A 25837-nucleotide genomic window follows, 5' to 3' on the forward strand; every position below is an offset into this window, starting at 1 on the left:
CACCGGCGTCAGAGCGTGGCGGCCGCGGTGGAGATGGCGGAGGCGAAGGTCGAGACCTCGGTGTAGACGCCGGGGTAGCCGGGCCGGGCGCAGCCGTAACCCCAGCTGACGATGCCGACCTGGACCCACTCGTTGGCGTTGTCCTTGCGGAACATCGGGCCGCCGGAGTCACCCTGGCAGGTGTCGATGCCGCCGGTGTCGGGGTATCCGGCGCAGATCTCCTCGGCCGCGACGAGCTCGTTGCCGTAGGCGGAGCGGCAGGCGGCGTCGGAGACGAACGGGACATTGGCCTTGAGCAGGTAGCGCTGCTGACTTCCGCCCTCACGGTTGGCACCCCAGCCGGCGACGGTGAACGTGCCCTGGTTGTACGCGGTGGTGGTGGCGATCTTGAGGGTGGGCTGGTTGATGGGCTGGGCGAGCTTGATGAGTGCCCAGTCCTTGCCGACTCCGTTGTAGCCGGGGGCCTGGAGGACCTTGGTGGAGCGGACCTTGACGGCGTTGGGCGACTGGAGGTCGACGACGCCGCCGGTGGCGGTGATCGAGGTGTTGTTGCCCGATCCGTTCACGCAGTGGGCGGCGGTGAGGACGATGTCCTTGGCGTACAGGGCGCCGCCGCAGCCCATGGAGAGCCGGACCATGAAGGGGAACTCGCCCTGGGCGGCGCGGGTTCCGCCGACGACGGGGTTGGGGGCGGCGGAGGCGGTGACGGGCTGGAGGCCGACGACCGCGATGGCGACGGTGGCGACGACGACGGAGCATCTCTTCAGCGCGCGCAGGAGCTGCTTCACGGACTGCCTTCTTTCGTGGGGGGTTACAGGGGGAACCACGACGCGGCGCAGCGACTAGGTGGTCATGCACCCGTCAAGGCCATCCGATTATCGGGATGCGGTCACCGCTGCCACAAGGCTCACTTTTCGGCCAAGCTCACCACGGCGATTCCCGCTCCCCTCAGGCGCCCCGGCCTACAGTGGGGACCGGCCGGGTGTGGGGGTCCCCGGCCGGAGCGGATGGGGGTAGGGACGTGAGCAACGGCAGTCCGGGCGCACCGGTCGTCCACGGCTTTCCGCATCTGGACACGGTCCGGTCCGCGATCACCGCGCTGTACCGGCGGCTCTCCCCGGACGGCGTCCACACCTACGGCACCAGCCTGGTCCCCGCCGACGCCGCCTTCTCCGACGGGGACGACCTCCATCTCGGCGCCCAGCGGGTGGCCCGGGCCCTGGTCCAGCACCTCCGTCTGCCCGACGCCCGCATGATCGTCGGCTTCCGCACGATGGAGCACGCGGCGAGCGTGGAACTGACCGCGGGCCCTGAGTACTTCATCGAGCTGAACGACCGGTTCCGCGCCCATCGCAGGGACATCGGCGCGGCGCTCGCCCACGAGATCACCCATGTCCTGCTGCACCGGCTCGGCCTGGAGTTCCCCGGTACGCGGAGCAACGAGATCCTCACCGACACGGTGACCGCCTATCTCGGCGCGGGCTGGCTGCTGCTGGACGCCTTCCGGGAGGACGCCACGTCCCGGCAGAGGCTGGGCTACCTGACGCCGGAGGAGTTCGGATACGTCCTGGCCAAGCGGGCGCTGGCGTTCGACGAGGACCCCTCGCCGTGGTTCACCAGCCCGCAGGCGTACACGGCGTACACCAAGGGCCGGGCGCAGGCCCTGCACGATCTGCGCCGGCCCCCGCTGGCAGCGGCAGGGTGGGCGGGGCGGCGGCGCTACGCCAAGGACCGGCGGTACGCCCAGGACCACCCCGGCACGGGCGCGGACCCGGGCGTTCCGTACGCCTTCGAGCCCGGCGGCGAGGGGCTGCGGGTCTCCTTCCCCTGCCCCACCTGCCACCAGCGCATCCGGCTCCCCGTCCGGGGCCGGACCTTCGCGCGGTGCGGACTGTGCCGTACGCGACTGGAGTGCGACACCTGAGTGTCATTCCGGCCACCGTAGGGTCGAAGCATGACGAACGAGCCGATCAGGGATGAACCAAGCCTGTTCGACGCGCTGTACGAGGACGAGAACGCTGTCGTACGGGCGCTGCGCGCGGGTGCGCAGGCCGAGTCGAGCGACGAGGAGGGGATGACGGCGCTCTATCTGGCGGCGGTCCAGGACCTGCCCGGAACGGTACGGCTGCTGCTCGCGGCGGGCGCCGATCCCGACCGCGCGAGCGGCCCCGAGGCGGGCGACCTGCCGCTGTGCGGGGCGGCGTGCGGCGGGCACACCGAGGTGGTGGAGGCGCTGCTGTCCGCCGGGGCGCGGCCGGATCTGCGCGAGGAGTTCGGGTTCACGGCGCTGCGCTGGGCGGTGGGCCTGGGGCATGCCGCGACGGTGGAGGCACTGCTCGCCGGGGGCGCGGACCCGTTGCTGCCCGGCCCGCAGGGCGAGCCGATGCTCATCCTGGCGGCGCAGCGCGGCTCGCTGCGGACGGTGCGGGCGCTGCTGGAGCACGGGGCGGGGGCGCCGGGGCAGGAAGCGGCGGCCGGGGTGGCGCTGGCCGAGGCGCGGCGGCTGGCCGGTCTCGACCTGGAGCAGGAGCTGTTGCGGCAGCTGGAGGAGGCGTACGGCCCCGGGCTCGACGCGGTGGTCCGGCGGGACCTGGTCGACGGCGAGGAGACGGTGACCGTGGAGATGCTGCGGGACGGGGAGCCGGCGGCGGGGGTGGACCGGCACACGGGGCACGCGGAGATCGCGGCGCTGCTGGAGGGGCTTACGTGCGGCGGTGCTCCCGTTCCGCCCACGTGAGGACGGACTGCGGGCTTCGGGGGGCTACGCCCGGCGCTTCTCCCACTCCGCCCGGGTGAGCTCGTACTCCACCTCTCCGTGTTCCGAGCCCTCGATGGCGTCCGGCCAGTCCTCGGTGTAGGCGCGGAGGAAGGTCAGCCCCGCCTTCTCCATCACCCGCCGGGACCCGGCGTTGACGGCCATGGTGTTGGCGGTCACGCGCTCCACCCCGAGGTCGGTGAACCCCTTGCGCACGAGGGCCCTGGCGCCCTCGGTGGCGTAACCACGGCCCCAGGCGGCCCTGTCGAGCCGGTAGCCGAGTTCGACGACGGTGGGGTCGTGGTCGGTCAGGGGCCGGAGTTCGAACCAGCCGAGGAAGGCGCCGGTGGCCCTCTCCTCGGCGGCCCAGAATCCGCGGGTCCCGGTGCGCGGGTGCTCGTGGAGGAGCCTCGGCAGGGTGCGCTCCCGGATGGACTCGGCGGTGGTGGGCCGGCCGCCGTTGATGTACCGCATGACCTCGGGGTCGTTGTCGAGGGCGAGCAGGGCGGGAACATCGGCGTCCGTGAACGGGCGCAGCACGAGCCGCTCGGTCTCCAGGAAGGTGCGCATACGGTGATCCTCTCCGTACACGGCCGGATCCCGCCACCGGATATGCGCGGCCGCGACAGACCCTAGGACGGCGCCCCGTACACGCGCTGCGGGACCTCCGTGTCCGCCAGCAGCCGGCGTACGGCCTCCCCCGCCTCGGCCGGGGACCTGCGGACGCCCCGGTCGTCGGTGGGGCCGGGGCGCCAGCCCTCCATGACGGTGATACGGCCCGCCTCGGCCTCGAAGACGCGGCCGGTCACCCCGTCGCTCGAAGCGGAACCGAGCCAGACGACGAGGGGCGAGACGTTCTCGGGGGCCATCGCGTCGAACTCCCCCTCCCCCGGGGCCGCCATCGTCGCGGCGAAGGTCCGCTCGGTCATCCGGGTCCGGGCGGCTGGGGCGAGGGCGTTGACGTGGACTCCGTACCGGCCCAGTTCGGCCGCCGCGACCAGGGTCAGGGCGACGATCCCGGCCTTGGCCGCCGCGTAGTTGCCCTGGCCGACGCTGCCGAGGAGTCCGGCGCCGGAGCTGGTGTTGATCACCCGGGCGACGGGCGTCCGGCCCGCCCTGGCTTCGCCGCGCCAGTGGGCGGCGGCGTGCTTCAGCGGCAGGAAGTGACCCTTGAGATGGACGCGCATCACCGCGTCCCAGTCGTCCTCGTCCAGGTTGACGAGCATCCGGTCGCGCAGGAAGCCCGCGTTGTTGACCAGGGTGTCGAGGCGGCCGAAGGCGTCCAGGGCGGTGGTGACCAGGGAGGCGGCGCCCTCGGTGGTGGCGATGTCGCCGTCGTGGACGACCGCTTCGCCGCCCTCGGCCACGATCTCCTCGACGACGCGGCGGGCGGGGCCGCCGGAGCCGCCGTCGCCGCCGGGTCCGACGCCGAGGTCGTTGACGACGACGCGGGCGCCTTCGGCGGCGAAGGCGAGCGCGTGGGCCCGGCCGAGGCCGCGTCCGGCGCCCGTGACGGCGACGACCCGGCCGGCGCAGAGGGGTCCGGTGGTGGGTGTGGTCATCGCATCTCCCGTACGCGTGGGCCTGGTTGGCGGGTGGGAGCGTGACTGCTACCGTCCACCTAACAAATGTTTGGTGGAAAGGTAGCTGATCCTCCGATGACTGTCTCCACCGCGTATCCGGTCGATGCCGAGGGCGTCTGCGTCATCACCGTCGACCATCCGCCCGTCAACGCCCTTCCCGTGCAGGGCTGGTACGACCTGGCCGACGCCGTCCGGGCAGCCGGCCGCGACCGGGAGGTGCGCTGTGTCGTCCTGGCCGCCGCCGGGCGCGGATTCAACGCCGGTGTCGACATCAAGGAATTGCGGCGCGACCCGGGGAACGCGGCCCTGATCGGCGTCAACCGGGGCTGCGCGGAGGCGTTCGAGGCCGTGTACGCGTGCGAGGTCCCGGTCGTCGCGGCGGTGCGGGGGTTCTGTCTCGGGGGCGGTGTCGGCCTCGTCGGGAACGCCGACGCGATCGTGGCGAGCGAGGACGCCGTCTTCGGGCTGCCGGAGCTGGACCGGGGTGCTCTCGGGGCCGCGACCCATCTGGCCCGGCTGGTCCCGCAGCATCTGATGCGGACGCTGTACTTCACCTCGCGCACGGTGACCGCGGCCGAGCTGCTGGCCCACGGCTCGGTCTGGCGGGTCGTCCCACCGGGCGAACTGCTGAGCGCGGCGCTCGAGTTGGCGGCGGAGATCGCCCGTAAGGACGGGCACCTGCTGCGGCTGGCCAAGGCCGCGCTCAACGGCATCGACCCCGTCGACGTACGGCGCAGCTACCGCTTCGAGCAGGGCTTCACCTTCGAGGCGAGCCTGGCGGGGACGGCCGACCGGGTCCGTGACACCTTCGGCAAGGAGGCCTGAAACGTGAGTACGGTGTCCGCCGCGCGCGACAGGACGATGACGCCCGACGAGGTGGCCGCCCGGCTGCACAGCGGCATGACGATCGGCATCGGCGGCTGGGGGTCGCGCCGCAAACCCATGGCTCTGGTAAGGGCGTTGCTCCGCTCCCCCGTCACCGATCTGACGGTGATCTCCTACGGTGGTCCGGACGTCGGGCTGCTCGCCGCCGCCGGCCGGATCTCCCGCCTGGTCACCGCGTTCGTGACGCTCGACTCGATCCCGCTGGAGCCGCACTACCGGGCGGCCCGGCAGCGCGGGGCGTTCGCGCTGACCGAGATCGACGAGGCGATGTTCATGTGGGGGCTGCACGCGGCCGCCAACCGGCTGCCGTTCCTGCCGGTGCGGGCGGGGCTCGGCTCGGACGTGATGCGGGTCAACCCCGGTCTGCGCACGGTGACTTCGCCGTACGAGGACGGCGAGGAGTTCGTCGCGGTGCCGGCCCTGCGGATGGACGCGGCGCTGGTCCACATGAACCGGGCGGACCGGCTGGGCAACGGGCAGTACCTGGGCCCCGACCCGTACTTCGACGACCTGTTCTGCGAGGCGGCCAACACGGCGTACGTGTCCTGCGAACGTCTGGTGGAGACAGCGGAGTTGACGGGAGGGCGGGGCGCTGCTCCGCAGACGCTCCTCATTCAGCGGCACTCCGTCACCGGGGTCGTCGAGACGCCGGGCGGTGCGCACTTCACCTCGTGCGTTCCCGACCATCCGCGCGACGAGCCGTTCCAGAAGGCGTACGCGGCCGCCGCTGCGGACCCGGCGGCCTGGGCGGAGTTCAGCGCGCGCTTCCTGCCTCCGGACGGCGACGAGAAGGGCTACCAGCAGGCGGTCCGCACCTGGCACGAGGAGCAGAGATGAACACACCCGGCACTGTTGCCGCGACCCGTGCCGAGTACTGCGTGATCGCCTGCGCGGAGGCCTGGCGCGGCGACGGCGAGGTGCTGGCCAGTCCGATGGGCGCGGTCCCGTCCGTCGGCGCACGGCTGGCCCGGCTGACCTTCGCCCCCGAACTGCTGCTCACGGACGGCGAGGCGACGATCGTCGGCCCGGGCGGCGAGGCGGAGGGCTGGCTCCCCTACCGCAAACACCTCACTCTGGTCACCGGCGGACGGCGGCACGTGATGATGGGCGCGAGCCAGATCGACCGGTTCGGCAACCAGAACATCTCCTGCATCGGCGACTGGGAGCAGCCCGCCCGCCAGCTCCTCGGGGTACGCGGAGCTCCCGTCAACACGCTGAACAATCCGGTGAGTTACTGGATCCCCCGGCACTCGCCCCGGGTCTTCGTGGAGCGGGTCGACATGGTCTGCGGGGTCGGTCACGACCGGGCGGAGGCGGCGGGCCCATCGGCGACGCGCTTCCACCGCATCCCCCGGGTCGTCAGCGATCTGGGGGTCTTCGACTTCGCGACCCCGGACCGTTCGATGCGGCTGGCCTCGCTCCACCCGGGCGTCACGGTGGAGATGGTCCGGGAAGCGACGGGCTTCCCCCTGGCCGTCCCCGCCGACGTCCCGTACACCCGCGACCCCACCGCCGCCGAACTCGCCCTGATCCGCGAGGTCATCGACCCGTCGGGCACCCGGAACCGCGAGGTGCGGGCCTGATGCGCACACCGCTCACGGAGCTCATGGGGGTGCGGTACCCGATCGTGCAGACGGGGATGGGGTGGGTCTCCGGCCCCCGCCTGGTCACGGCGACCGCGCGGGCCGGGGCGCTCGGCATTCTGGCCTCCGCGACGATGACGCCGGACCAACTGCGTTCAGCCGTACGGGAGGTGAGGTCGCGGACGGACGCCCCGTTCGGGGTGAACCTCCGGGCGGATGCCGGGGACGCGCGGGAGCGGGTGCGGATCATCGTCGAGGAGGGCGTACGGGTCGCTTCGTTCGCGCTCGCCCCGTCGCAGGAGCTCATCGCGGAGCTGAAGGACGCGGGCGTGGTGGTCGTTCCGTCGGTGGGGGCGCGGCGGCATGCGGAGAAGGTCGCGGCGTGGGGCGCGGACGCGGTGATCGTGCAGGGCGGCGAGGGGGGCGGGCACACGGGGGACGTGGCGACGACGGTGCTGCTGCCCCAGGTGGTCGACGCGGTGGACATCCCGGTGATCGCGGCGGGCGGCTTCCACGACGGGCGGGGGCTGGTGGCGGCGCTGGCGTACGGGGCGGCGGGCGTGGCGATGGGGACCAGGTTCCTGCTCACCTCGGACTCGACGGTGCCGGACGCGGTGAAGGCGCGGTATCTGGCGGCCACGGTGAAGGACATCGCCCTGACGAGGGCCGTGGACGGGCTCCCGCACCGGATGCTCCGTACGGAGATGGTGGCGGAGCTGGAGGGGGCGGGGCGGCTGCGTTCGCTGTACCGCGCGCTGCGGCGGGCCTCCGGCTTCCGCCGGATCTCCGGGCTGAGCTGGCCCGGGATGGTGCGGGACGGGCTGGCGCTGCGGCACGGCAAGAAGCTGAACTGGAGCCAGGTGCTGCTGGCGGCGAACACGCCGATGCTGCTGAAGGCGTCCATGGTCGACGGCCGCACGGATGTGGGCATCATGGCGTCGGGCCAGGTGGCGGCCCTGATCGGGGACCTGCCGAGCGTGGAGGCGCTGGTGGCCCGGATCATGGCGGAGGCGGACGAGGCGCTGGCCGCGCTGCCCTCCTCCGTACCCCACGGGCGGGCGGCAGAATCGAGCCCGTCCGGCGCTTGAGGACACCCCCAGGGGCCGGTGACCGAGGCCGGGGCCCTTCGGGGCTCTGCCCCGGACCCCGGTCCTCGATCGCCGGACGGCTTGAAATGCCGCTACGCGGCGCGACGCCCCCGTGCCGGAGCGCCGGAGCGACCCGTACCACGGGACTCGCCGCCCGAACGCGCGGCGCCGGAACGACCCGCACCACCACCGGACGCCCCACCGGCACGCGCGGCGCCGCCGGAACGACCCGCGCCACCACCCTGCGCACCGCCACCGGCGCCACCCGCACCCGCGCCGGTCCCGCGCCGTCCCCGGCCCCGGCTCCCGGAGCGCACCGTGCCCCCGCCGGAGCCGGCCGAACCAGCACCCGAACCGCCCGACCGGGTCCGCTGCTTCGGCGGAGTCGGCTGCGGGACCTCGACGACGATCGCGATCCCGGAGGGCTCACGCGCCCCGGTGATCCGGGAGAGCTCCTCGTCGCCGGAGGTGACCCGCGTGGTGCGCGGCGCGATGCCCGCGTCCTGCATCAGCCGGGTCATCTCCCGCTTCTCCTCGGGCAGCACCAGCGTGACGACGCTGCCGGACTCGCCGGCGCGGGCCGTACGGCCGCCCCGGTGGAGGTAGTCCTTGTGGTCGGTGGGCGGGTCCACGTTGACGACGAGGTCGAGGTCGTCGACGTGGATGCCACGGGCCGCCACGTTCGTCGCGACGAGCGCGGTGACCTGGCCGTTCTTGAACTGGTCCAGGGTCCGGTTGCGCTGCGGCTGGGAGCGCCCGCCGTGCAGGGCGGCCGCCCGGACACCGCTGGCGAGGAGCCGCTTGGCGAAGCGGTCGGCGGCGCGCTTGGTGTCGACGAACATGATCACGCGGCCTTCGCGGGCGGCGATCTTCGTGGCGACGGCCTTCTTGTCCGTCTCGTCCAGCACGTGGAGCACGTGGTGCTCCATCGTGGTGACCGCGCCGGCGGACGGGTCGACGGAGTGGACGACCGGATCGGTGAGGAACATCTTGACGAGGCGGTCGATGTTCTTGTCCAGGGTCGCGGAGAACAGCATCCGCTGTCCGTCCGCCTCGACCTGCTTGAGCAGGGCGACGACCTGCGGCATGAAGCCCATGTCGGCCATCTGGTCGGCCTCGTCGAGGACGGTGATGGCGACCTCGTCCAGCCGGCAGTCGCCGCGCTCGATGAGGTCCTTCAGCCGGCCCGGGGTGGCCACGAGGACTTCGGCGCCGCGCCGCAGGGTGGCGGACTGCTTGGTGATCGACATGCCGCCGACGACGGTGGCCATCCGCAGGTTCACGGCGGTCGCGTACGGGGTCAGCGCGTCGGTGACCTGCTGGGCCAGCTCACGGGTGGGGACGAGGACCATGGCCAGCGGGGCGCGCGGCTCGCTGCGGCGCCCGGCGGTGCGGGCGAGCAGGGCCAGGCCGAAGGCGAGGGTCTTGCCGGAGCCGGTACGGCCACGGCCGAGGATGTCCCGGCCGGCCAGCGAGTTCGGCAGGGTCGCGCCCTGGATCGGGAACGGCTCGGTGACGCCCTGCGCCGCGAGGGTCTTCAGCAGCGCGGCCGGCATGTCGAGGTCCGCGAAGGCCTCGACGGCGGGGAGTGCGGGGGTCACCATCTCCGGCAGGGCGAACTCGCCCTGCGGCGGGGTGGCGCGGCGGCGGGCCGGGGCCTTGCCGCGGGCGGCGGAGCCGCCGCGGGGGTTGGACGCCGCCTGCGCGGTCGCGCCCTGGCCGCGGCCACGGGCCGGGCGGGAGCGGGGGGTGCGGTCCTGGCGTTCGAAGCGAGTCATACGGAATTGCCCTCCTGGGGGATTCCTGGGCGACTACGGATTCGGATCACTGCCGATGTGCTTGTCCTACCGCTCGTTGTGCGCCCCCAGGATGCGCGCACAAAGCGGGTTGTTGCTCGAACAGCACAAACCGGGGCCCGCACCTTCACGGTGCGGGCCCCGGTCAGAGAGCTACGCGTCGCGGCAATTAGGCCGGGACGATGTTCTCCGCCTGCGGGCCCTTCTGGCCCTGCGTGACGTCGAAGGAGACCTTCTGGCCCTCCTGGAGCTCACGGAAGCCCTGGGTGGCGATGTTGGAGTAGTGGGCGAAGACGTCGGCGCCGCCGCCGTCCTGCTCGATGAAGCCGAAGCCCTTTTCCGAGTTGAACCACTTCACGGTTCCAGTAGCCATGTCATTCTCCTAAAAGAGGTGCAGTGCCGAGAATCCGCACTTCACGGATTCCAAGTCGCCGCATTGAGCCCCACCCGGAGAAAGCCGGAAAACAATAAAGCGCCTGAGGAAGCATTCCCGTCAGGCGCACATAAAGTTCATGGGTACCAAAACTGCAACGGAGACACCGTAGCACGTCCTCTCCTCGCGCGGCGTGACGCACAACACCACGCGAGGGGAAACGTGGCTGACCAGAAGGGGTACGGCCGGTGTCGCCCGGGTGCGCCGACGACGTCCCCGGCTGGGTCAGAGGCGCTCGACTACGGTGACGTTGGCCTGTCCGCCGCCCTCGCACATGGTCTGGAGCCCGTAGCGCCCCCCGGTGCGTTCCAGTTCGTGCAGGAGCGTGGTCATCAGTTTGGCGCCGGTCGCGCCGAGCGGGTGGCCGAGCGCGATCGCCCCGCCGTTGACGTTGACGCGCTCGGGGTCGGCGCCGGTCTCCTTCAGCCAGGCGAGGACGACCGGCGCGAAGGCCTCGTTGATCTCGACGAGGTCGATGGCGTCGATGGTGAGGCCGGTCCTCTCGAGGGCGTACGCGGTGGCGGGGATCGGCGCGGAGAGCATGCGGATCGGGTCCTCGCCCCGTACGGAGAGGTGGTGTATCCGGGCGCGTGGGGTGAGGCCGTGTTCGGCGACGGCCCGCTCGGAGGCGATGAGGAGGGCGGCGGCCCCGTCGGAGACCTGCGAGGAGCAGGCGGCGGTGATCGTGCCGCCGGGCAGGACCGGGCCGAGTGCGGCCATCTTGGCCAGGGAGGTGTCGCGGCGCGGGCCTTCGTCCTCGGCGACGTCCCCGTACGCGACGGTCTCGCGGGCGAAGCGGCCCTCGTCGATGGCGCGGACGGCCCGGCGGTGGGAGGTGAGGGCGAACTCCTCCATGTCCTGGCGGCTGATGTCCCACTTCTCGGCGATGAGCTGGGCGCCGTGGAACTGGTCGACGGGCGCGTCGCCGTAGCGGGCGCGCCAGCCCTCGCTGCCCCCGTACGGGCCCTCGGTGAGGCCGAGGGGTTCGGCGGCCTGGCGGGAGGCGAAGGCGATGGGGATCTGGGTCATGCTCTGGGTGCCGCCCGCGACCACGAGGTCCTGGGTGCCGGAGAGGACGCCCTGGGCCGCGAAGTGGAGGGCCTGCTGGGAGGAGCCGCACTGCCGGTCGATGGTGACACCCGGGACCTCCTCGGGCAGCCCGGCGGCCAGCCATGACGTACGGGCGATGTCGCCGGCCTGCGGTCCGACGGTGTCCAGGCAGCCGAAGACGACGTCCTCCACGGCCGCCGGGTCGACGCCGGAGCGGGCGATGAGCTCCTTCAGGACGTGCGCGCCGAGGTCGGCGGGGTGGACGGCCCCGAGGCCTCCCCTGCGCCGTCCGACGGGTGTCCGTACCGCTTCGACGATGTAGGCCTCGGCCATGGCTGCTGCTCCTCGGTGCGCTCGGGGTGGACGAAGAGGGCTTACGTACGCAGGGCGATGCCGTCCAGCACCATCGACAGGTACTGGCGGGCGATCTCTTCGGGGCTGTGGTGTCCGCCGGGCCGGTACCAGGAGGCCGCGACCCAGACGGTGTCGCGGACGAAGCGGTAGGTGAGGCGGATGTCCAGGTCGTCGCGGAAGGCGCCTTCGGCGACGCCGCGTTCCAGGGTGCCGAGCCAGGCCTTCTCGAACTTCGCCTGCGAGTCGGTGAGGTAGGCGAAGCGGGGCTGGGTGGCGAGGTGCCTGGACTCCTTCTGGTAGATCGCGACGGCGGGGCGGTGCCGGTCGATCTCCCGGAAGGACTCGGTGACCAGCGCCTCGATGGTCTCGCGGGGGCCGAGTCCGGCCGCCAGGACGGCGTCGTACCCCTGCCAGAGCTCGTCGAGGAAGGTGGAGAGGATCTCGTCGATCATCGATTCCTTGGAATCGAAGTGGTAGTAGAGGCTGCCGGCGAGCATCCCCGCCTCGTCCGCGATGCGGCGGACGGTGGTGGCGTTGTATCCCTGGGAGGCGAAGACCTCGGCGGCGGTGGCGAGGAGTTCGCGGCGCCGTTCGGGGGTGGGGTTCACCTGGGGCTTCTTCTTGGTAGGCACCCGCCCATTGTCCGCCCGCGGCCTGTGTGTTCACGCATGCTGGCTGCTGACGGCGACGACCTCACCGGTCATGTACGAGGAGTAGCCGCTCGCCAGGAAGACGATCACGTTGGCGATCTCCCAGGGTTCGGCGTAGCGGCCCAAGGCCTCCTTCTCCGTCAGCTCGGCGAGCAGTTCGACGGAGGTGACCTTGGCCAGGTGGGGGTGCATGGCGAGGCTGGGGGCGACGGCGTTGACGCGTACGCCGTAGTCGGCCGCTTCGAGCGCGGCGCAGCGGGTGAGGGCCATGACGCCCGCCTTGGCGGCGGCGTAATGGGCCTGGCCGCGCTGGGCGCGCCAGCCGACGACGGAGGCGTTGTTGACGACGACTCCCCCGGTGCCGGCGGCCTTGAGGGAGCGCAGGGCGGCGCGGGTGCAGCGGAAGGTGCCGTTCAGGGTGACGTCGAGGATCTTCGTCCACTGGTCGTCGGTCATCTCGGCGAGGTCGGCGGTACCGCCGAGGCCCGCGTTGTTGACGACGATGTCGAGGCGACCGTGAGCGTGTTCGGCATGGGCGAAGAGGGCCTGCACCTGCTCCTCTTCGGTGACGTCGCAGGTCAGGGCGGTGACACGGTCGGCGCCGAACTCCTCGGCGAGGGCGTGCGCGCTCTCCTTCAGCCGCCGGGCATGGGCGTCGCCGATGACTACACGGGCGCCCTCCTCCAGGAAGCGGCGGGCGGTGGCGCCGCCGATCCCGGCTCCGGCGGCGGCGGTGACGACGGCGGTGCGACCGGTCAGCAGTCCGTGGCCCGGCAGGTAGTCCGGTGCGCTCATCGGCCCATCCCCCACTCCTCGACGGTGCTTGGGCCGTACGTTAACCTACCAAACACTTGTTAGGGAACGGCCTCACGGAAGGCGGCCCCATGGATCTGGCGCAGACGGCACGGACCGAGGCACTGCGGACCGAGGCGCGGGAGTGGCTGCGCGCCCATGTGCCCGCCCGGCCGCTCCCCTCCCTGGAGACGGAGGAGGGGTTCGCCGCGCACCGTGAGTGGGAGGCGGAGCTGTACGCCGACGGGTGGTCGGCTGTCTCCTGGCCCGAGGAGTACGGGGGCCGGGGCGCGGATCTCTTCGGGTGGCTGGCGTTCGAGGAGGAGTACTGGGCGGCGGGTGCGCCGGGCCGGGTCTCGCAGAACGGGATCAGCCTCCTCGCCCCGACCCTCTTCGACCACGGCACCGCAGGGCAGCGGGCCCGGGTGCTGCCCCCGATGGCGAGCGGCGAGGTGATCTGGGCACAGGCCTGGTCGGAGCCGGAGGCCGGGTCGGACCTGGCGGCGCTGCGGTCGCGGGCGGTGCGCACGGAGGGCGGCTGGCTGCTGTCGGGGCAGAAGACGTGGTCGTCGCGGGCGGCGTTCGCGGACCGGGCGTTCGGGATCTTCCGTACGGACCCGGGGGCCGCGAAGCCGCACCAGGGGCTCACGTACCTGATGTTCGGGCTGCGGGCGCCCGGGGTCACGGTCCGGCCGATCGGGCGGCTGGACGGGAAGCCCGCGTTCGCCGAGGTCTTCCTGGACGAGGTCTTCGTACCGGACGAGGACGTCGTCGGGGAGCCGGGCCAGGGCTGGCGCATCGCCATGTCGGCCACCGGCGACGAGCGCGGCCTCACCCTCCGCTCACCTGGCCGCTTCCTGGCCGCCGCCGACCGGCTGACGGCCCTGTGGCGGGAGGTGGGGGACCCGGAGGACACCGCCGTACGGGACCGGGTGGCGGACGCGGTGATCGGGGCGCGGGCGTACCGCCTCTTCACGGCCGCCTCGGCGTCCCGGTTCGCGGCGGGGGCGGCGCCCGGGGCCAAGTCCAGCCTGAACAAGGTGTTCTGGTCGACCTACGACATCGCGCTGCACGAGACCGCGCTCGACCTGCTCGGCCCGGACGCGGAGGCGGCGGACGGCCCGTGGGCGGAGGGGTACGTCTTCGCGCTGGCGGGTCCCATCTACGCGGGGACGAACGAGATCCAGCGCGACATCGTCGCCGAGCGGCTGCTCGGCCTGCCGAGGGGACGGCGCTGATGCGTTTCCTCCTGGACGACGAGCAGCGGGAGTTCGCCCGCTCGCTGGACGCGCTGCTGACGGCGGCGGACATGTCTGCGGTCGTACGGGGGTGGGCCGCCGGGGACCACGCGCCGGGCCTGGCCCTGTGGCGGCGGCTCGCGGGCGCGGGTGTGTTCGCGCTGGCGGTCCCGGAGGCGTACGGGGGGGTCGGTCGGCTCCCGGTGGAGACGGCCGTGGCGTACGGGGAACTGGGCCGCCACGGGGCGCCGGGGCCGGTGGTGGAGAGCGTGGCGGCGGGGGTGCTGCTGGGGGCGGTGGGCGGGCCGGCGGCCAAGGAGTGGTTGCCGAGGATCGCTTCCGGTACGGCGGTGGTGTCGCTGGTGCTGGAGGGGTACGGGCCGTACGCGCTGGACGCGGATGTGGCGGACGCGGTGTTCACGGTGACCGGGGACGAACTGCGGCTGTCCTCCGGGGCCGGGGACGGGCTGCGGCTCGCGGCGGGCCCGGGTGCTTGGACGGTCTCGGCGGATCCGGCGCGGCGGCTGTTCCGGCCGGAGGCGGGCGGCGCGGTGGTGGACGCCGGTCCACGGGTGCGCGAGGCTGCCCGGGCGGCGGGCACCTGGGCCACCTTCGCCACGGCGGCCCAGGCACTCGGCTGCGGGGAGGCGCTGCTGCGGGCGACGGTGGCGTACGTGAAGCAGCGCACCCAGTTCGGTGTGCCCGTCGGCTCCTTCCAGGCGGTCAAGCACCGCCTCGCGGACACCCTTCTCGGCCTGGAGTTCGCGCGCCCGCTGCTGTACGGGGCGGCGGTGGAGCTGGCCGATGGGGCACCCGGAGCCGGGGCGGCGGTCGCGGCGGCGAAGGTCGCGGCGGGCGAGGCGGGGTACGCGGCGGCCCGCACCGCGCTGCAACTGCACGGCGCGGTGGGGTACACCGAGGAGCTGGACCTGGCGTGGTGGCTGCGCCGGGCCCGGCCGCTGCGGGACGCGTGGGGGACGCCGTCGGCGTGCCGGGCGCGGGTGCTGGCGGGGTGAAACCCTCAGGCCCCCGACAGCTCAGGGCCCCGGCAGCTCAGGCCCCCGACAGCTCAGGCCCTCGGCAGCCGGAGCGCCGTCACTTCCGGCGTACCGTACGCAGCGGCTGCCCGGGCCGCCAGGACTGGACGACCAGGAAGTCGCCGTCCAGCCCGACGCGGACCGCCTCCGTCAGCTGTGCCCGGAAGAGGTGGAACGGCTCGGGCGGGGTGGCGTCCTCGACGAAGCGGGCGAGGAACTCCGGGTCGGTGATCTCCACGGCCCGGCCGCTGACGCGGACATCGCCGTCGTTCATCTCGGCGTCGGGCCCCGGATTGGCGTGGAGGGCGAAGCGCGGGTCGCGGCGCAGGTCCAGGGCCTTGCGGGAGTCCGGCATCATGCCGAGCAGCAGCTCATCGAAGCGGAATTCGGCCTCCAGGCCGCTGACACGCGGCGAGCCGTCCTTCCGGAGCGTGGCGAGGACGTGGTGTTTGTAGAGCTGGAAGCGGCGGCGGACGGTGTCGGCGAAGACGGGCTCGGCGGCGGCGAGGCCACTCCAGGAGAGGGGTGCGGAAGACGTCATGGGCGCCATCGAACACCCGATACCGGACATCTTCTGTCTGGTATCGCCGACCGTCTCCGACCCCTCACACGTCCGAGAACGTGATGACCACCGCCTGGCCCATCGTCCGCAGCACCCCGGGCGGTCCGCCCTCGGCGAACACCGCGTCGTGGCGGTCGAGCCGGATGTCCGTCCCGTCGAGCACGGCCCCGTCGTCGAGGGAGAGGGCCAGCACCGCGCCGCCCGGGGGTGCCATGAGCCGGACGGTGCCGCAGACGACCGCGGTCTCCGCCCGCGTACGCCCCCTGCGGTACATGACGTTGAGGTTGACGACGGGTCCGGACAGCAGGAAGCCCTCGGTGGGCCGGTCGCCGGGGAAGTCGTGCGGCCACAGCGGCTCGTCGACGATGTGGTGCTCACCGCCGACGACGAGGTCCATGCCCGCGCCCTCGACGACGGTCAGGGTGCGGTCGATGCCGGGGAAGGCGGAGAACGGCCCGTCGGTGGTGACGTCGGCGAGGCTCACCCGCCAGTCGAACCCGTCGGTTCCTCCGGGCGCGGTCGCCACCTCGCGGGTGAACCCGCCGCCGTTCTTCCAGGGGACGGGCGTACGGTCGGCGGCGCGCAGGATCCGCGGACTCATCGGACGATCCCCTGGGCCTCGGCGGCGGCCAGCCAGGAGGGGAACTCCGCGACCAGACGGTCGTACAGTTCGGTGTCGGGGACCTTCCGGGGGTCGAGCCCGGCGTGGAAGAACCCGGCGTTGTCGACGACCCGCTTGGCCGGGACGGCCAGTTCGTCGAGCTTGCGCAGGAAGTCGAACTGGCTGCTGCGGGTGTCGCCGAACCCGACGAACTGCCAGAACAACGGCAGCTTCGCGGCCTTGCAGAGGTAGCGCTCGGCGGCGGGCTTGCTGATCGGCCCGCCGTCCGTCTGGAAGACGACGAGCCCGGGCGCGGTGGAGCCGCTGTCGAGGTAGTGGTCGATGACCGCGTCCATCGCCAGGTGGTAGCTGGTCTTCCCCATGTGCCCGAGGCCCGCCACGATCTCGTCGATCCGGCCCCGGTGGTTGTCGAGGGCGATGTCGGTGACCGCGTCGATGTCCGTGGAGAAGAAGACGACGGGCACCCGGCCGTCGTCGTCGAGGTTGGCCGAGAGCCCCAGCACCCGGTCGGCCAGCGCCTGGACGCTGCCGTCCTTGTAGTAGTCACGCATGGAGCCGGAGTGGTCGAGGACGAGGTAGACGGCCGCGCGGCGACCGTTCAGTCCGTGCTTCTCCAGCGAGACCCCGGCCCTCTTGTACAGGCTGACGAGGCCGGGAGCCGTCTCCTGGACCTCGGTCAGGCTGATGGCCGGGCCGGTGGCCGCCGCCGTGTTCACGCCGTGCATGACGCCCCCCTTGTGCGCTCCGCGCTCTGCGGACCTAGAGCGTAGGCCACAGCCGGGCCCCGGCCCCTGCCTCCCCCGACCCGGTTCGCTATCTTGATCGCCGCCGCCCACACCGGCCCCGCAGCGCACTCCCAGTGAAGGAGCCGGTCATGGAGGCCGCCGCCACCACGTGTTACCGCCATCCGTCGTACGAGACGTATGTCCGCTGCACCCGCTGCGAGCGCACCATCTGCCCGGACTGCATGCACGAGGCCCCGGTCGGTCACCACTGCCCGGAGTGCGTGAAGGAGGGGCAGCGCTCGGTGCGTCGGGCCCGGACCGTGTTCGGCGGTGCGGTGTCGGGGGCGACGGCCCCGGTGGTGACGTACGTCCTGATGGCGCTGAACATCCTGGCCTACCTCGGCGAGGTGGTCCGGCCGGAGATCGTGGAGCGGTTCGCGGTGCTCGGTGCCGCGCTGACCGGGCCGGACGGGGAGCGGTACTACTACCGGGGCGAGACGTTCGCCGGGTACGAGCTGACGGGCATCGCCGACGGCGAGTGGTACCGGCTGGTGACGGGGGCCTTTCTGCATCTGCCGCCGGACGCCTCGTTCGGGGTGATGCACCTGCTGTTCAACATGTTCGCGCTGTGGAACATCGGCCGGGTGGTGGAGGGGCAGCTCGGCCGGGCCCGCTATGCGGCGCTGTACCTGCTGTCGGCGGCGGGCGGTTCCGTCGTGGTGTACCTGCTGGCCCCGGACACCTCCACGGTCGGTGCCTCCGGGGCGGTCTTCGGGCTGGCCGCCGCGTTCTGGGTGATCAACCGGAGGCTCGGGCGGGACATGGCGGCGGTCAACCGGTTCATGGCCGGGTTCCTGCTGTGGATGGTGCTCTCGGCCCTGTTCACCTCGTGGCAGGGGCACCTGGGCGGGCTGCTGACCGGGGCGCTGGTGACGTACGGGCTCGCCTACGCCCCGGCCAGGCTGCGGACCTGGCCCGTGCAGCTCGCGGGCGGGGTGGTGCTGCTGGGCCTGTTCGCGGTGGCGGTGGTGGTGAAGACCTCGGCGCTGACCGGCTGAGCCGCCGGGGCGGCCCGGCCCCGGACGCGCCACGGCGCCCGCTGGTGTCCGGTCGGGGACAGGCAGGCGCCGCGTTCAGTTCCGTACGCCGTTGTACGGGACGTTTCGTGGGGGCTCACCCCCGGGCCGTGGGGCCCAGGGGGAACCCGGGTGGTGCTCAGACCAGCAGGGACCGGTCCGTCGGGCGGATCGGGGCCGGCAGGGCGCTGGTCCCGGTCAGGAAGCGGTCCACACCGCGGGCGGCGGAGCGGCCCTCGGCGATCGCCCAGACGATCAACGACTGGCCGCGGCCCGCGTCACCGGCGACGTAGACCCCGTCAACGTTGGTCGCGTAGTCCTCGTCGCGGGCGATGTTGCCGCGCGCGTCGAGCTCCAGGCCGAACTGCTGGACCAGACCGTTGGACTGGTCGGTTCCGGTGAAGCCCATGGCGAGGGTGACGAGCTGCGCGGGGATGCACCGCTCCGTGCCGGGCTTCTGCTCCAGCTTACCGTCCTTGAACTCGACCTCGACCAGGTGGAGGGCCGCGACGTTCCCGTCCTCGTCGCCCTCGAAGTGGGTGGTGGAGACGGAGTAGACCCGCTCGCCGCCCTCCTCGTGCGCGGAGGTGACCTTGTAGAGCATCGGGAAGGTCGGCCACGGCTGGTTCGCGTTCCGCTCCTCGCCCGGCTTCGGCATGATCTCCAGCTGGGTCACGGAGGCGGCGCCCTGGCGGTGGGCGGTGCCCACGCAGTCGGCGCCGGTGTCACCGCCGCCGATGACGACGACGTGCTTGCCGCCGGCGTGGATCGGGGCGACCGTCAGGTCACCCTCCTGCACCTTGTTGGCGAGCGGGAGGTACTCCATCGCGAAGTGGATGCCGCCCAGCTCACGGCCGGGGACCGGCAGGTCGCGGGAGACCGTGGCACCGGCCGCGATGACGACCGCGTCGTAGCGGCGGCGGAGCTTGGCGGCGTCGATGTCCTTGCCGATCTCCACCTCCGTACGGAACTTGGTGCCTTCCAGGCGCATCTGCTCGATGCGTCGGTTGATGTGCGACTTCTCCATCTTGAACTCGGGGATGCCGTAGCGGAGGAGGCCCCCGATGCGGTCCGCGCGCTCGTAGACGGCGACGGTGTGGCCGGCCCGGGTCAGCTGCTGGGCGGCGGCGAGGCCCGCCGGGCCCGAGCCGATGACCGCGACGGTCTTGCCGGAGAGGCGCTCGGGCGGCTGCGGGGTGACGTCGCCGCTGTCCCACGCCTTGTCGATGATGGAGACCTCGACGTTCTTGATGGTGACGGCCGGCTGGTTGATGCCGAGCACGCACGCCGACTCGCAGGGGGCCGGGCAGAGCCGCCCGGTGAACTCCGGGAAGTTGTTCGTGGCGTGCAGCCGCTCGGAGGCGGCGCTCCAGTCCCCGCGGTAGGCGTAGTCGTTCCACTCGGGGATGAGGTTTCCGAGCGGACAGCCGTTGTGGCAGAACGGGATGCCGCAGTCCATGCAGCGGCCGGCCTGCTTGCTGATGATCGGGAGCAGCGAGCCCGGAACGTAGACCTCGTTCCAGTCCTTGACGCGCTCGGCCACGGGGCGGGTCTGGGCGACCTCGCGTCCGGTGGTCAGGAAGCCCTTGGGGTCAGCCATTGGTCGCCGCCTCCATCATCTTCTCGGTGGTCTCCTGCTCGGAGAGACCGGCGAGCTCAGCGGCGTCCTTGGCGGCGAGCACTGCCTTGTACGTGGACGGGATGATCTTGCTGAAGCGGGACGCACCGCCGATGGCGCTGTCCCACTCGGCGAGGAGCTTCTCGGCGACGGTGGAGCCGGTCTCCTCGTGGTGGCGGCGCACGACGTCGTGCAGCCACTGCCGGTCGGTGTCGGTGAGCTCCTCGATCGCGCCGAGGTTGCCCACGTTGACGTTGTCGCGGTTCAGGTCGATGACGTACGCGACCCCGCCCGACATACCGGCGGCGAAGTTGCGGCCGGTCTCGCCGAGGACGACGGCGTGGCCGCCGGTCATGTACTCGCAGCCGTGGTCGCCGACGCCTTCGGAGACGACGGTCGCGCCGGAGTTGCGGACGCAGAAGCGTTCGCCGGTACGGCCGCGGAGGAAGAGTTCGCCGCCGGTGGCGCCGTAGCCGATGGTGTTTCCGGCGATGGTGGAGTACTCGGCGAGGTGGTCGGCGCCCCGGTCGGGGCGGACGATCACGCGGCCGCCGGAGAGGCCCTTGCCGACGTAGTCGTTGGCGTCGCCCTCCAGGCGCAGGGTGACCCCGCGCGGGAGGAAGGCGCCGAAGGACTGGCCGGCCGAGCCGGTGAAGGTGATGTCGATGGTGTCCTCGGGCAGGCCCGCGCCACCGAACTTCTTGGTCACCTCGTGGCCGAGCATGGTGCCGACGGTCCGGTTGATGTTGCGGATCGCGACCTGGGCCCGGACCGGCTGGGCGGCCTCGGGGCTTTCGGCGCCGAGAGCGTCGGCGGCCAGCTTGATCAGCTGGTTGTCGAGCGCCTTCGTCAGACCGTGGTCCTGCTCGACGATCCGGTGGCGGACCGCGCCCTCGGGCAGCTCGGGGACGTAGAAGAGCGGAGCCAGGTCCAGGCCCTGCGCCTTCCAGTGGGTGACGGCCCGGTCGGTGTCGAGGAGCTCGGCGTGGCCGACGGCCTCCTCGATGGTGCGGAAGCCCAGCTCGGCGAGGATCTCACGGACCTCTTCGGCGATGAACTCGAAGAAGTTGACGACGTACTCGGCCTTGCCGGAGAACCGGTCGCGCAGGACCGGGTTCTGGGTGGCGATGCCGACCGGGCAGGTGTCCAGGTGGCAGACGCGCATCATGACGCAGCCGGAGACGACGAGCGGCGCGGTCGCGAAACCGAACTCCTCGGCGCCCAGCAGTGCGGCGATGACGACGTCGCGGCCGGTCTTGAGCTGGCCGTCGGTCTGCACGACGATGCGGTCGCGCAGACCGTTGAGCAGCAGGGTCTGCTGGGTCTCGGCGAGGCCGAGCTCCCAGGGGCCGCCCGCGTGCTTGAGCGAGGTGAGCGGGGATGCGCCCGTTCCGCCGTCGTGGCCGGAGATGAGCACGACATCCGCGTGGGCCTTGGAGACACCGGCGGCGACCGTGCCGACACCGACCTCGGAGACCAGCTTCACGTGGATCCGCGCTTGCGGGTTCGCGTTCTTCAGGTCGTGGATCAGCTGCGCGAGGTCTTCGATGGAGTAGATGTCGTGGTGCGGCGGCGGCGAGATGAGGCCGACGCCGGGCGTCGAGTGACGCGTCTTGGCGACCCACGGGTAGACCTTGTGGCCGGGCAGCTGGCCGCCCTCGCCGGGCTTGGCGCCCTGCGCCATCTTGATCTGGATGTCGTCCGCGTTGACCAGGTACTCGCTGGTCACCCCGAAGCGGCCGGAGGCGACCTGCTTGATGGAGGAGCGGCGCGCCGGGTCGTAGAGGCGGTCGGCGTCCTCGCCGCCCTCGCCGGTGTTGGACTTGCCGCCGAGCTGGTTCATCGCGATGGCGAGCGTCTCGTGCGCCTCGCGGGAGATCGAGCCGTACGACATGGCGCCGGTGGAGAACCGCTTGACGATCTCGGAGGCGGGCTCGACCTCGTCGATGGAGATCGGGGCACGGCCGGAGGTGAAGCCGAAGAGGCCGCGGAGCGTCATCAGGCGCTCGGACTGCTCGTTCACCCGGTCCGTGTACTGCTTGAAGATGTCGTAGCGCCGGTTGCGGGTGGCGTGCTGGAGACGGAAGACCGTCTCCGGGTCGAACAGGTGCGGCTCGCCCTCCCGGCGCCACTGGTACTCGCCGCCGATCTCCAGCGCGCGGTGGGAGGCCGCGATGCCGGAGGCGGGGTACGCCTTGGTGTGCCGGGCGGCGACCTCCTTGGCGACGATGTCCAGGCCGACGCCGCCGATCTTGGTGGCGGTGCCGTTGAAATACGTCGCGACGAACTCTTCGTCCAGGCCGACGGCCTCGAAGACCTGCGCGCCGCGGTAGGAGGCGACGGTGGAGATGCCCATCTTGGACATGACCTTCAGGACGCCCTTGCCGAGCGCGTAGATCAGGTTGCGGATGGCCTGCTCGGCCTCGATGTTCTCGATGAACGTGCCGGCGCGGACCAGGTCCTCGACGGACTCCATCGCGAGGTACGGGTTGACCGCGGCGGCGCCGTAACCGATGAGCAGGGCGACGTGGTGGACCTCGCGGACGTCCCCGGCCTCGACCAGCAGGCCCACCTGGGTGCGCTGCTTGGTGCGGATCAGGTGGTGGTGGACGGCGGAGGTGAGCAGCAGCGAGGGGATCGGTGCGTGCTCGGCGTCGGAGTGCCGGTCGGAGAGGACGATGAGGCGGGCGCCGTCCTCGATGGCTGCGTCGACCTCGGTGCAGATCTCCTCGATCCGGGCGGCCAGGGCGTCGCCGCCGCCGCCGACCCGGTAGAGACCGGCCAGGGTGGCGGCCTTCATGCCCGGCATGTCGCCGTCGGCGTTGATGTGTATCAGCTTGGCGAGCTCGTCGTTGTCGATCACCGGGAAGGGCAGCGTGACACTGCGGCAGGCCGCGGCGGTCGGCTCCAGGATGTTGCCCTGGGGGCCTAGCGAGGAGCGCAGCGAGGTGACGAGCTCCTCGCGGATGGCGTCCAGCGGCGGGTTGGTGACCTGGGCGAAGAGCTGGGTGAAGTAGTCGAAGAGCAGCCGGGGGCGCTCGGAGAGCGCGGCGATCGGCGAGTCGGTGCCCATGGAGCCGAGCGGCTCACCGGCGGTGCGGGCCATCGGCGCGAGGATGACGCGGAGCTCTTCCTCGGTGTAGCCGAAGGTCTGCTGGCGGCGGGTGACCGAGGCGTGGGTGTGCACGATGTGCTCACGCTCGGGCAGGTCGCTCAGCTCGATCTCGCCGGTCCGCAGCCACTCCTGGTAGGGCTGCTCGGCGGCGAGGGACGCCTTGATCTCGTCGTCCTCGATGATGCGGTGCTCGGCGGTGTCGACGAGGAACATCTTGCCGGGCTGGAGGCGGCCCTTGCGGACGACCTTCGCCGGGTCGATGTCCAGGACGCCGACCTCGGAGGAGAGCACGACGAGGCCGTCGTCGGTGACCCAGTAGCGGCCGGGGCGCAGACCGTTGCGGTCGAGGACCGCGCCGACCTGGACGCCGTCGGTGAAGGTGACACAGGCCGGGCCGTCCCAGGGCTCCATCATCGTGGCGTGGTACTGGTAGAACGCGCGCCGGGCCGGGTCCATCGAGTCGTGGTTCTCCCACGCCTCGGGGACCATCATCAGCACCGAGTGCGGCAGCGAGCGCCCGCCGAGGTGGAGCAGCTCCAGGACCTCGTCGAAGGAGGCGGAGTCGGAGGCGTCCGGGGTGCAGACGGGGAAGATCCGGTCCAGCTGCTCGGAGCCGAAGAGGCTGGAGGCGAGCTGGGACTCGCGGGCCTTCATCCAGTTGCGGTTGCCCTTGACCGTGTTGATCTCGCCGTTGTGCGCGACGAAGCGGTACGGGTGGGCCAGCGGCCAGCTCGGGAAGGTGTTGGTCGAGAAGCGGGAGTGGACCAGCGCGACCGTGGAGGCGAAGCGGCGGTCGGAGAGGTCCGGGAAGAACGGCTCCAGCTGCCCGGTGGTGAGCATGCCCTTGTAGACGATGGTGCGGGCGGAGAGCGAGGGGAAGTACACCCCGGCCTCACGCTCGGCACGCTTGCGCAGGACGAACGCCTTGCGGTCCAGGACGATGCCGGTGGACTCGCCGTCGGCGACGAAGACCTGGCGGAACTCGGGCATGGTGGCGCGGGCGCCGTTGCCGAGGAGCGCGGGGGTGACCGGGACGTCGCGCCAGCCGAGGACCGTGAGGCCCTCCTGCCTGGCGATCTCCTCGATCATGCGGACGGCCTCGGTGGAGCCGTCGGCGGGGAGGAAGGCGATGCCCACGGCGTAAGCGCCGGCCTCGGGAAGCTCAAAAGGGGTCTCGGCGCGCAGGAAGGCGTCGGGGACCTGGCACAGGATGCCGGCACCGTCGCCGGAGTCGGGCTCGGAGCCGGTGGCGCCGCGGTGTTCGAGGTTGCGCAGTACGGTCAGCGCCTGCTCGACCAGCTCATGGCTGGCCACACCGGTCAGAGTGGCCACGAACCCGACGCCACAGGCGTCGTGCTCGTTACGGGGGTCGTACATCCCCTGCTGGGCGGGGCGACCGTCCATGGGCGACCAGGCGTCGATACGCATCGGCTCTCCCGTCGTCGTCGTGGCATTTGCGGTGCCGAGGGACGACGTTGGCCCTCTGCGAAATTTCGTGCAGGTTACATGATGGGGCGCTTCTCAAGAAGCGGAAGGCTTGTTCCAACATACGGACACCATGGTGACCGGAAGTGACTGGGTGACCAGAGGTGACCGGCTGACCAGGGGGTGGGTCGCTGTCGGAACGATCGGCGCCCGGGGGGACCCGCAGAGAGCAGGCGTCGTTGCCTGCGGTGCCTACGGCTCATGCCCGGCGGCAAAGGAAACGAAACCACCGAGTAACGGCTACTTATGTGCAGCCCTGCATAGAGTCTCATTTTACGGCCGCCGGGCCCGTTCCGCCCAGGAGGCGGCGCCAGGACGTACGTCACACGGGCCGCCGCACGGTTGAGCCGTTCGGGCGGTCCCGTTACGTCGCCCGCCCGCGCCCGGCGTCAGCCGACCGCCACCCCGAACAGGGTGCCGAGTCCGTACGTCAGTGCCGCCGCCGCACCGCCGAGGGCGAGCTGCCGCAGTCCGCTGAACCACCAGGTGCGCGCCGTCACCCGGGCCACCACCGCACCGCAGCCGAAGAGGCCGAGCAGCGCGAGCGCCACCGAGGGCCACAGGGCGCTCGCCCCGAGCAGGTACGGCAGGACGGGCAGGAGGGCGCCGAGCGCGAAGGCGCCGAAGGAGGAGACGGCCGCCACGAGCGGGGAGGGCAGGTCGTTCGGGTCGATGCCGAGCTCCTCGCGGGCGTGAATCGCCAGCGCCTGCTCCGGGTCGCGCGAGAGCTGCCGGGCCACCTCGCCGGCCAGTGGGGCGTCGACGCCCCGGGCCTCGTAGAGCGCGGCGAGCTCGGCCATCTCGTCCTTGGGGTGCTTGCGCAGCTCCCGGCGCTCGACGGCCAGCTCGGCCTCGACCAGGTCGCGCTGGGAGGCGACGGAGGTGTACTCGCCGGCGGCCATGGAGAACGCCCCGGCGGCCAGTCCGGCGAGCCCCGTGATCACGATGGCCTGCTGGGAGACCGCACCGCCCGCGACACCGGTCATCAGGGCGAGGTTGGAGACCAGGCCGTCCATCGCGCCGAAGACGGCGGGGCGCAGCCAGCCGCCGTTCACATCCCGGTGGGTGTGGTTGTCCCGGTGCGCCTCGTGGAGGACGGCGTCGGTCTCGATGATGGCCACGGTCTGTGTCTCCCCTGCTCCCCGGGTGGGCTGTCACCCCCACCGAGTGGTTGCCCGTACAACTTTCGACAAAGTCCAAGGTACGCCGGACGGGCGACCTCCGCCAGCAAGGCAGGCCTGACTTACCACCCCGCTGACCTGCGAAGAAAGGTCAGCCTCAGCTTCGTAACAGGGTCATCCGACCGGCCCCTTTCTGCCGCTGTCCGGCCTCCGTCCGTCCTCCACGTGGCACATATGCGGACAGGGCCCGGAAGCGGAGTCGGAATCGG

The 25837-nt window shown here is 72.0% G+C and carries 23 protein-coding genes; 9 read left to right on the forward strand and 14 right to left on the reverse strand.

The annotated features are described in order from the left end of the window. Positions 1-8 precede the first annotated feature (8 nt). Positions 9-788: a S1 family peptidase gene (locus tag AMK21_RS21320; RefSeq protein WP_073880273.1), complete on the reverse strand. Its 780-nt coding sequence runs from the start codon at positions 786-788 to the stop codon at positions 9-11. A gap of 233 nt (positions 789-1021) precedes the next feature. Here AMK21_RS21320 and AMK21_RS21325 point away from each other — a divergent pair, with 233 nt between their 5' ends. Both AMK21_RS21325 and AMK21_RS21330 read left to right on the forward strand, forming a co-directional pair. Further along, entirely contained in the window at positions 1022-1924 is a 903-nt protein-coding gene (locus tag AMK21_RS21325) for a hypothetical protein (RefSeq protein ID WP_073880275.1), read from the forward strand. A 30-nt stretch (positions 1925-1954) separates the two neighbouring features. Next, positions 1955-2737 carry an ankyrin repeat domain-containing protein gene (locus AMK21_RS21330; protein WP_073880277.1) on the forward strand — a complete coding sequence of 261 codons (783 nt, stop codon included), beginning with the start codon at positions 1955-1957 and terminating at the stop codon, positions 2735-2737. Positions 2738-2761: 24 nt separating this feature from the next. On the opposite strand, the gene AMK21_RS21335 is transcribed toward AMK21_RS21330, so the two are convergent. Then, the gene (locus tag AMK21_RS21335; RefSeq protein ID WP_073880279.1) at positions 2762-3325 is read right to left on the reverse strand and encodes a GNAT family N-acetyltransferase; all 564 of its coding nucleotides are present in this window, start codon (positions 3323-3325) and stop codon (positions 2762-2764) included. Positions 3326-3387: 62 nt separating this feature from the next. Beyond that, on the reverse strand, positions 3388-4317 hold the full coding sequence (locus AMK21_RS21340) for an SDR family oxidoreductase (RefSeq protein ID WP_073880281.1): 930 nt from the start codon (positions 4315-4317) through the stop codon (positions 3388-3390). Positions 4318-4413: 96 nt separating this feature from the next. Here AMK21_RS21340 and AMK21_RS21345 point away from each other — a divergent pair, with 96 nt between their 5' ends. From AMK21_RS21345 to AMK21_RS21360, 4 genes are read left to right on the forward strand one after another with little or no spacing between them, the layout of a single operon-like run. After that, positions 4414-5163 (forward strand): enoyl-CoA hydratase family protein, encoded by a 750-nt coding sequence (locus AMK21_RS21345; protein WP_073880283.1) that lies wholly within the window; start codon positions 4414-4416, stop codon positions 5161-5163. A gap of 36 nt (positions 5164-5199) precedes the next feature. Then, entirely contained in the window at positions 5200-6060 is an 861-nt protein-coding gene (locus tag AMK21_RS21350; protein ID WP_107429962.1) for a CoA transferase subunit A, read from the forward strand. Then, on the forward strand, positions 6057-6806 hold the full coding sequence (locus tag AMK21_RS21355) for a CoA-transferase subunit beta (RefSeq protein ID WP_073880287.1): 750 nt from the start codon (positions 6057-6059) through the stop codon (positions 6804-6806). Before AMK21_RS21350 ends, AMK21_RS21355 begins: the two co-directional genes overlap by 4 nt. Beyond that, entirely contained in the window at positions 6806-7894 is a 1089-nt protein-coding gene (locus tag AMK21_RS21360) for an NAD(P)H-dependent flavin oxidoreductase (RefSeq protein ID WP_073880290.1), read from the forward strand. Before AMK21_RS21355 ends, AMK21_RS21360 begins: the two co-directional genes overlap by 1 nt. A gap of 92 nt (positions 7895-7986) precedes the next feature. Here AMK21_RS21360 and AMK21_RS21365 read toward each other — a convergent pair whose 3' ends face one another. The 5 genes from AMK21_RS21365 to AMK21_RS21385 form a co-directional block, all read right to left on the reverse strand. After that, entirely contained in the window at positions 7987-9672 is a 1686-nt protein-coding gene (locus AMK21_RS21365; protein WP_073880292.1) for a DEAD/DEAH box helicase, read from the reverse strand. Positions 9673-9859: 187 nt separating this feature from the next. Next, entirely contained in the window at positions 9860-10063 is a 204-nt protein-coding gene (locus tag AMK21_RS21370; protein ID WP_015607926.1) for a cold-shock protein, read from the reverse strand. A gap of 285 nt (positions 10064-10348) precedes the next feature. Then, a complete protein-coding gene (locus tag AMK21_RS21375; RefSeq protein WP_073880294.1) occupies positions 10349-11506 on the reverse strand; it encodes an acetyl-CoA C-acetyltransferase in 1158 nt (385 codons plus the stop codon). Positions 11507-11547: 41 nt separating this feature from the next. Further along, the gene (locus tag AMK21_RS21380; RefSeq protein ID WP_073880296.1) at positions 11548-12159 is read right to left on the reverse strand and encodes a TetR/AcrR family transcriptional regulator; all 612 of its coding nucleotides are present in this window, start codon (positions 12157-12159) and stop codon (positions 11548-11550) included. A gap of 30 nt (positions 12160-12189) precedes the next feature. Next, a complete protein-coding gene (locus tag AMK21_RS21385) occupies positions 12190-12972 on the reverse strand; it encodes an SDR family oxidoreductase (protein ID WP_073880299.1) in 783 nt (260 codons plus the stop codon). A gap of 89 nt (positions 12973-13061) precedes the next feature. Here AMK21_RS21385 and AMK21_RS21390 point away from each other — a divergent pair, with 89 nt between their 5' ends. Further along, positions 13062-14207: an acyl-CoA dehydrogenase family protein gene (locus tag AMK21_RS21390; RefSeq protein WP_073880301.1), complete on the forward strand. Its 1146-nt coding sequence runs from the start codon at positions 13062-13064 to the stop codon at positions 14205-14207. Next, positions 14207-15223 carry an acyl-CoA dehydrogenase family protein gene (locus tag AMK21_RS21395; protein ID WP_073880303.1) on the forward strand — a complete coding sequence of 339 codons (1017 nt, stop codon included), beginning with the start codon at positions 14207-14209 and terminating at the stop codon, positions 15221-15223. Before AMK21_RS21390 ends, AMK21_RS21395 begins: the two co-directional genes overlap by 1 nt. Positions 15224-15302: 79 nt before the next feature. On the opposite strand, the gene AMK21_RS21400 is transcribed toward AMK21_RS21395, so the two are convergent. The 3 genes from AMK21_RS21400 to AMK21_RS21410 are packed head-to-tail and all read right to left on the reverse strand — an operon-like array spanning position 15303 to position 17153. After that, positions 15303-15794 (reverse strand): pyridoxamine 5'-phosphate oxidase family protein, encoded by a 492-nt coding sequence (locus AMK21_RS21400; protein WP_107429957.1) that lies wholly within the window; start codon positions 15792-15794, stop codon positions 15303-15305. A gap of 55 nt (positions 15795-15849) precedes the next feature. Then, positions 15850-16407 carry a HutD family protein gene (locus tag AMK21_RS21405; protein ID WP_073880308.1) on the reverse strand — a complete coding sequence of 186 codons (558 nt, stop codon included), beginning with the start codon at positions 16405-16407 and terminating at the stop codon, positions 15850-15852. Then, entirely contained in the window at positions 16404-17153 is a 750-nt protein-coding gene (locus tag AMK21_RS21410) for a vWA domain-containing protein (RefSeq protein WP_073880310.1), read from the reverse strand. The genes AMK21_RS21405 and AMK21_RS21410 overlap by 4 nt, the downstream gene beginning before the upstream one ends. Positions 17154-17302: 149 nt before the next feature. Between AMK21_RS21410 and AMK21_RS21415 the strand changes: the two genes are divergently transcribed. Continuing rightward, entirely contained in the window at positions 17303-18211 is a 909-nt protein-coding gene (locus AMK21_RS21415) for a rhomboid family intramembrane serine protease (protein WP_073880312.1), read from the forward strand. Between the two features lie 157 nt (positions 18212-18368). Here AMK21_RS21415 and AMK21_RS21420 read toward each other — a convergent pair whose 3' ends face one another. The 3 genes from AMK21_RS21420 to AMK21_RS21430 all read right to left on the reverse strand — a co-directional run bounded on the left by AMK21_RS21420 (position 18369) and on the right by AMK21_RS21430 (position 25568). Then, positions 18369-19829 carry a glutamate synthase subunit beta gene (locus AMK21_RS21420; protein WP_073880314.1) on the reverse strand — a complete coding sequence of 487 codons (1461 nt, stop codon included), beginning with the start codon at positions 19827-19829 and terminating at the stop codon, positions 18369-18371. Continuing rightward, positions 19822-24390, reverse strand: coding sequence for a glutamate synthase large subunit (gene gltB, locus AMK21_RS21425; protein WP_073880316.1), 4569 nt, complete (start codon positions 24388-24390; stop codon positions 19822-19824). Before gltB ends, AMK21_RS21420 begins: the two co-directional genes overlap by 8 nt. Before the next feature lie 446 nt (positions 24391-24836). Beyond that, on the reverse strand, positions 24837-25568 hold the full coding sequence (locus AMK21_RS21430) for a VIT1/CCC1 transporter family protein (protein WP_073880319.1): 732 nt from the start codon (positions 25566-25568) through the stop codon (positions 24837-24839). Positions 25569-25837 lie beyond the last annotated feature (269 nt).

Origin of the sequence: Streptomyces sp. CB00316 (assembly GCF_001905595.1) — a bacterium.
Classification (GTDB): Bacteria; Actinomycetota; Actinomycetes; order Streptomycetales; family Streptomycetaceae; genus Streptomyces.

Bases quoted from the DNA above. Each gene is read 5' to 3' on its own strand.
- AMK21_RS21345 (WP_073880283.1), top strand. From the start codon at position 4,414: ATGACTGTCTCCACCGCGTATCCGGTCGATGCCGAGGGCGTCTGCGTC.
- AMK21_RS21420 (WP_073880314.1), bottom strand. From the start codon at position 19,829: ATGGCTGACCCCAAGGGCTTCCTGACCACCGGACGCGAGGTCGCCCAG.
- gltB (WP_073880316.1), bottom strand. From the start codon at position 24,390: ATGCGTATCGACGCCTGGTCGCCCATGGACGGTCGCCCCGCCCAGCAG.
- AMK21_RS21415 (WP_073880312.1), top strand. From the start codon at position 17,303: ATGGAGGCCGCCGCCACCACGTGTTACCGCCATCCGTCGTACGAGACG.
- AMK21_RS21360 (WP_073880290.1), top strand. From the start codon at position 6,806: ATGCGCACACCGCTCACGGAGCTCATGGGGGTGCGGTACCCGATCGTG.
- AMK21_RS21340 (WP_073880281.1), bottom strand. From the start codon at position 4,317: ATGACCACACCCACCACCGGACCCCTCTGCGCCGGCCGGGTCGTCGCC.
- AMK21_RS21375 (WP_073880294.1), bottom strand. From the start codon at position 11,506: ATGGCCGAGGCCTACATCGTCGAAGCGGTACGGACACCCGTCGGACGG.
- AMK21_RS21410 (WP_073880310.1), bottom strand. From the start codon at position 17,153: ATGCACGGCGTGAACACGGCGGCGGCCACCGGCCCGGCCATCAGCCTG.
- AMK21_RS21390 (WP_073880301.1), top strand. From the start codon at position 13,062: ATGGATCTGGCGCAGACGGCACGGACCGAGGCACTGCGGACCGAGGCG.
- AMK21_RS21355 (WP_073880287.1), top strand. From the start codon at position 6,057: ATGAACACACCCGGCACTGTTGCCGCGACCCGTGCCGAGTACTGCGTG.
- AMK21_RS21395 (WP_073880303.1), top strand. From the start codon at position 14,207: ATGCGTTTCCTCCTGGACGACGAGCAGCGGGAGTTCGCCCGCTCGCTG.
- AMK21_RS21370 (WP_015607926.1), bottom strand. From the start codon at position 10,063: ATGGCTACTGGAACCGTGAAGTGGTTCAACTCGGAAAAGGGCTTCGGC.
- AMK21_RS21365 (WP_073880292.1), bottom strand. From the start codon at position 9,672: ATGACTCGCTTCGAACGCCAGGACCGCACCCCCCGCTCCCGCCCGGCC.
- AMK21_RS21400 (WP_107429957.1), bottom strand. From the start codon at position 15,794: ATGGCGCCCATGACGTCTTCCGCACCCCTCTCCTGGAGTGGCCTCGCC.
- AMK21_RS21335 (WP_073880279.1), bottom strand. From the start codon at position 3,325: ATGCGCACCTTCCTGGAGACCGAGCGGCTCGTGCTGCGCCCGTTCACG.
- AMK21_RS21350 (WP_107429962.1), top strand. From the start codon at position 5,200: ATGACGCCCGACGAGGTGGCCGCCCGGCTGCACAGCGGCATGACGATC.
- AMK21_RS21330 (WP_073880277.1), top strand. From the start codon at position 1,955: ATGACGAACGAGCCGATCAGGGATGAACCAAGCCTGTTCGACGCGCTG.
- AMK21_RS21385 (WP_073880299.1), bottom strand. From the start codon at position 12,972: ATGAGCGCACCGGACTACCTGCCGGGCCACGGACTGCTGACCGGTCGC.
- AMK21_RS21405 (WP_073880308.1), bottom strand. From the start codon at position 16,407: ATGAGTCCGCGGATCCTGCGCGCCGCCGACCGTACGCCCGTCCCCTGG.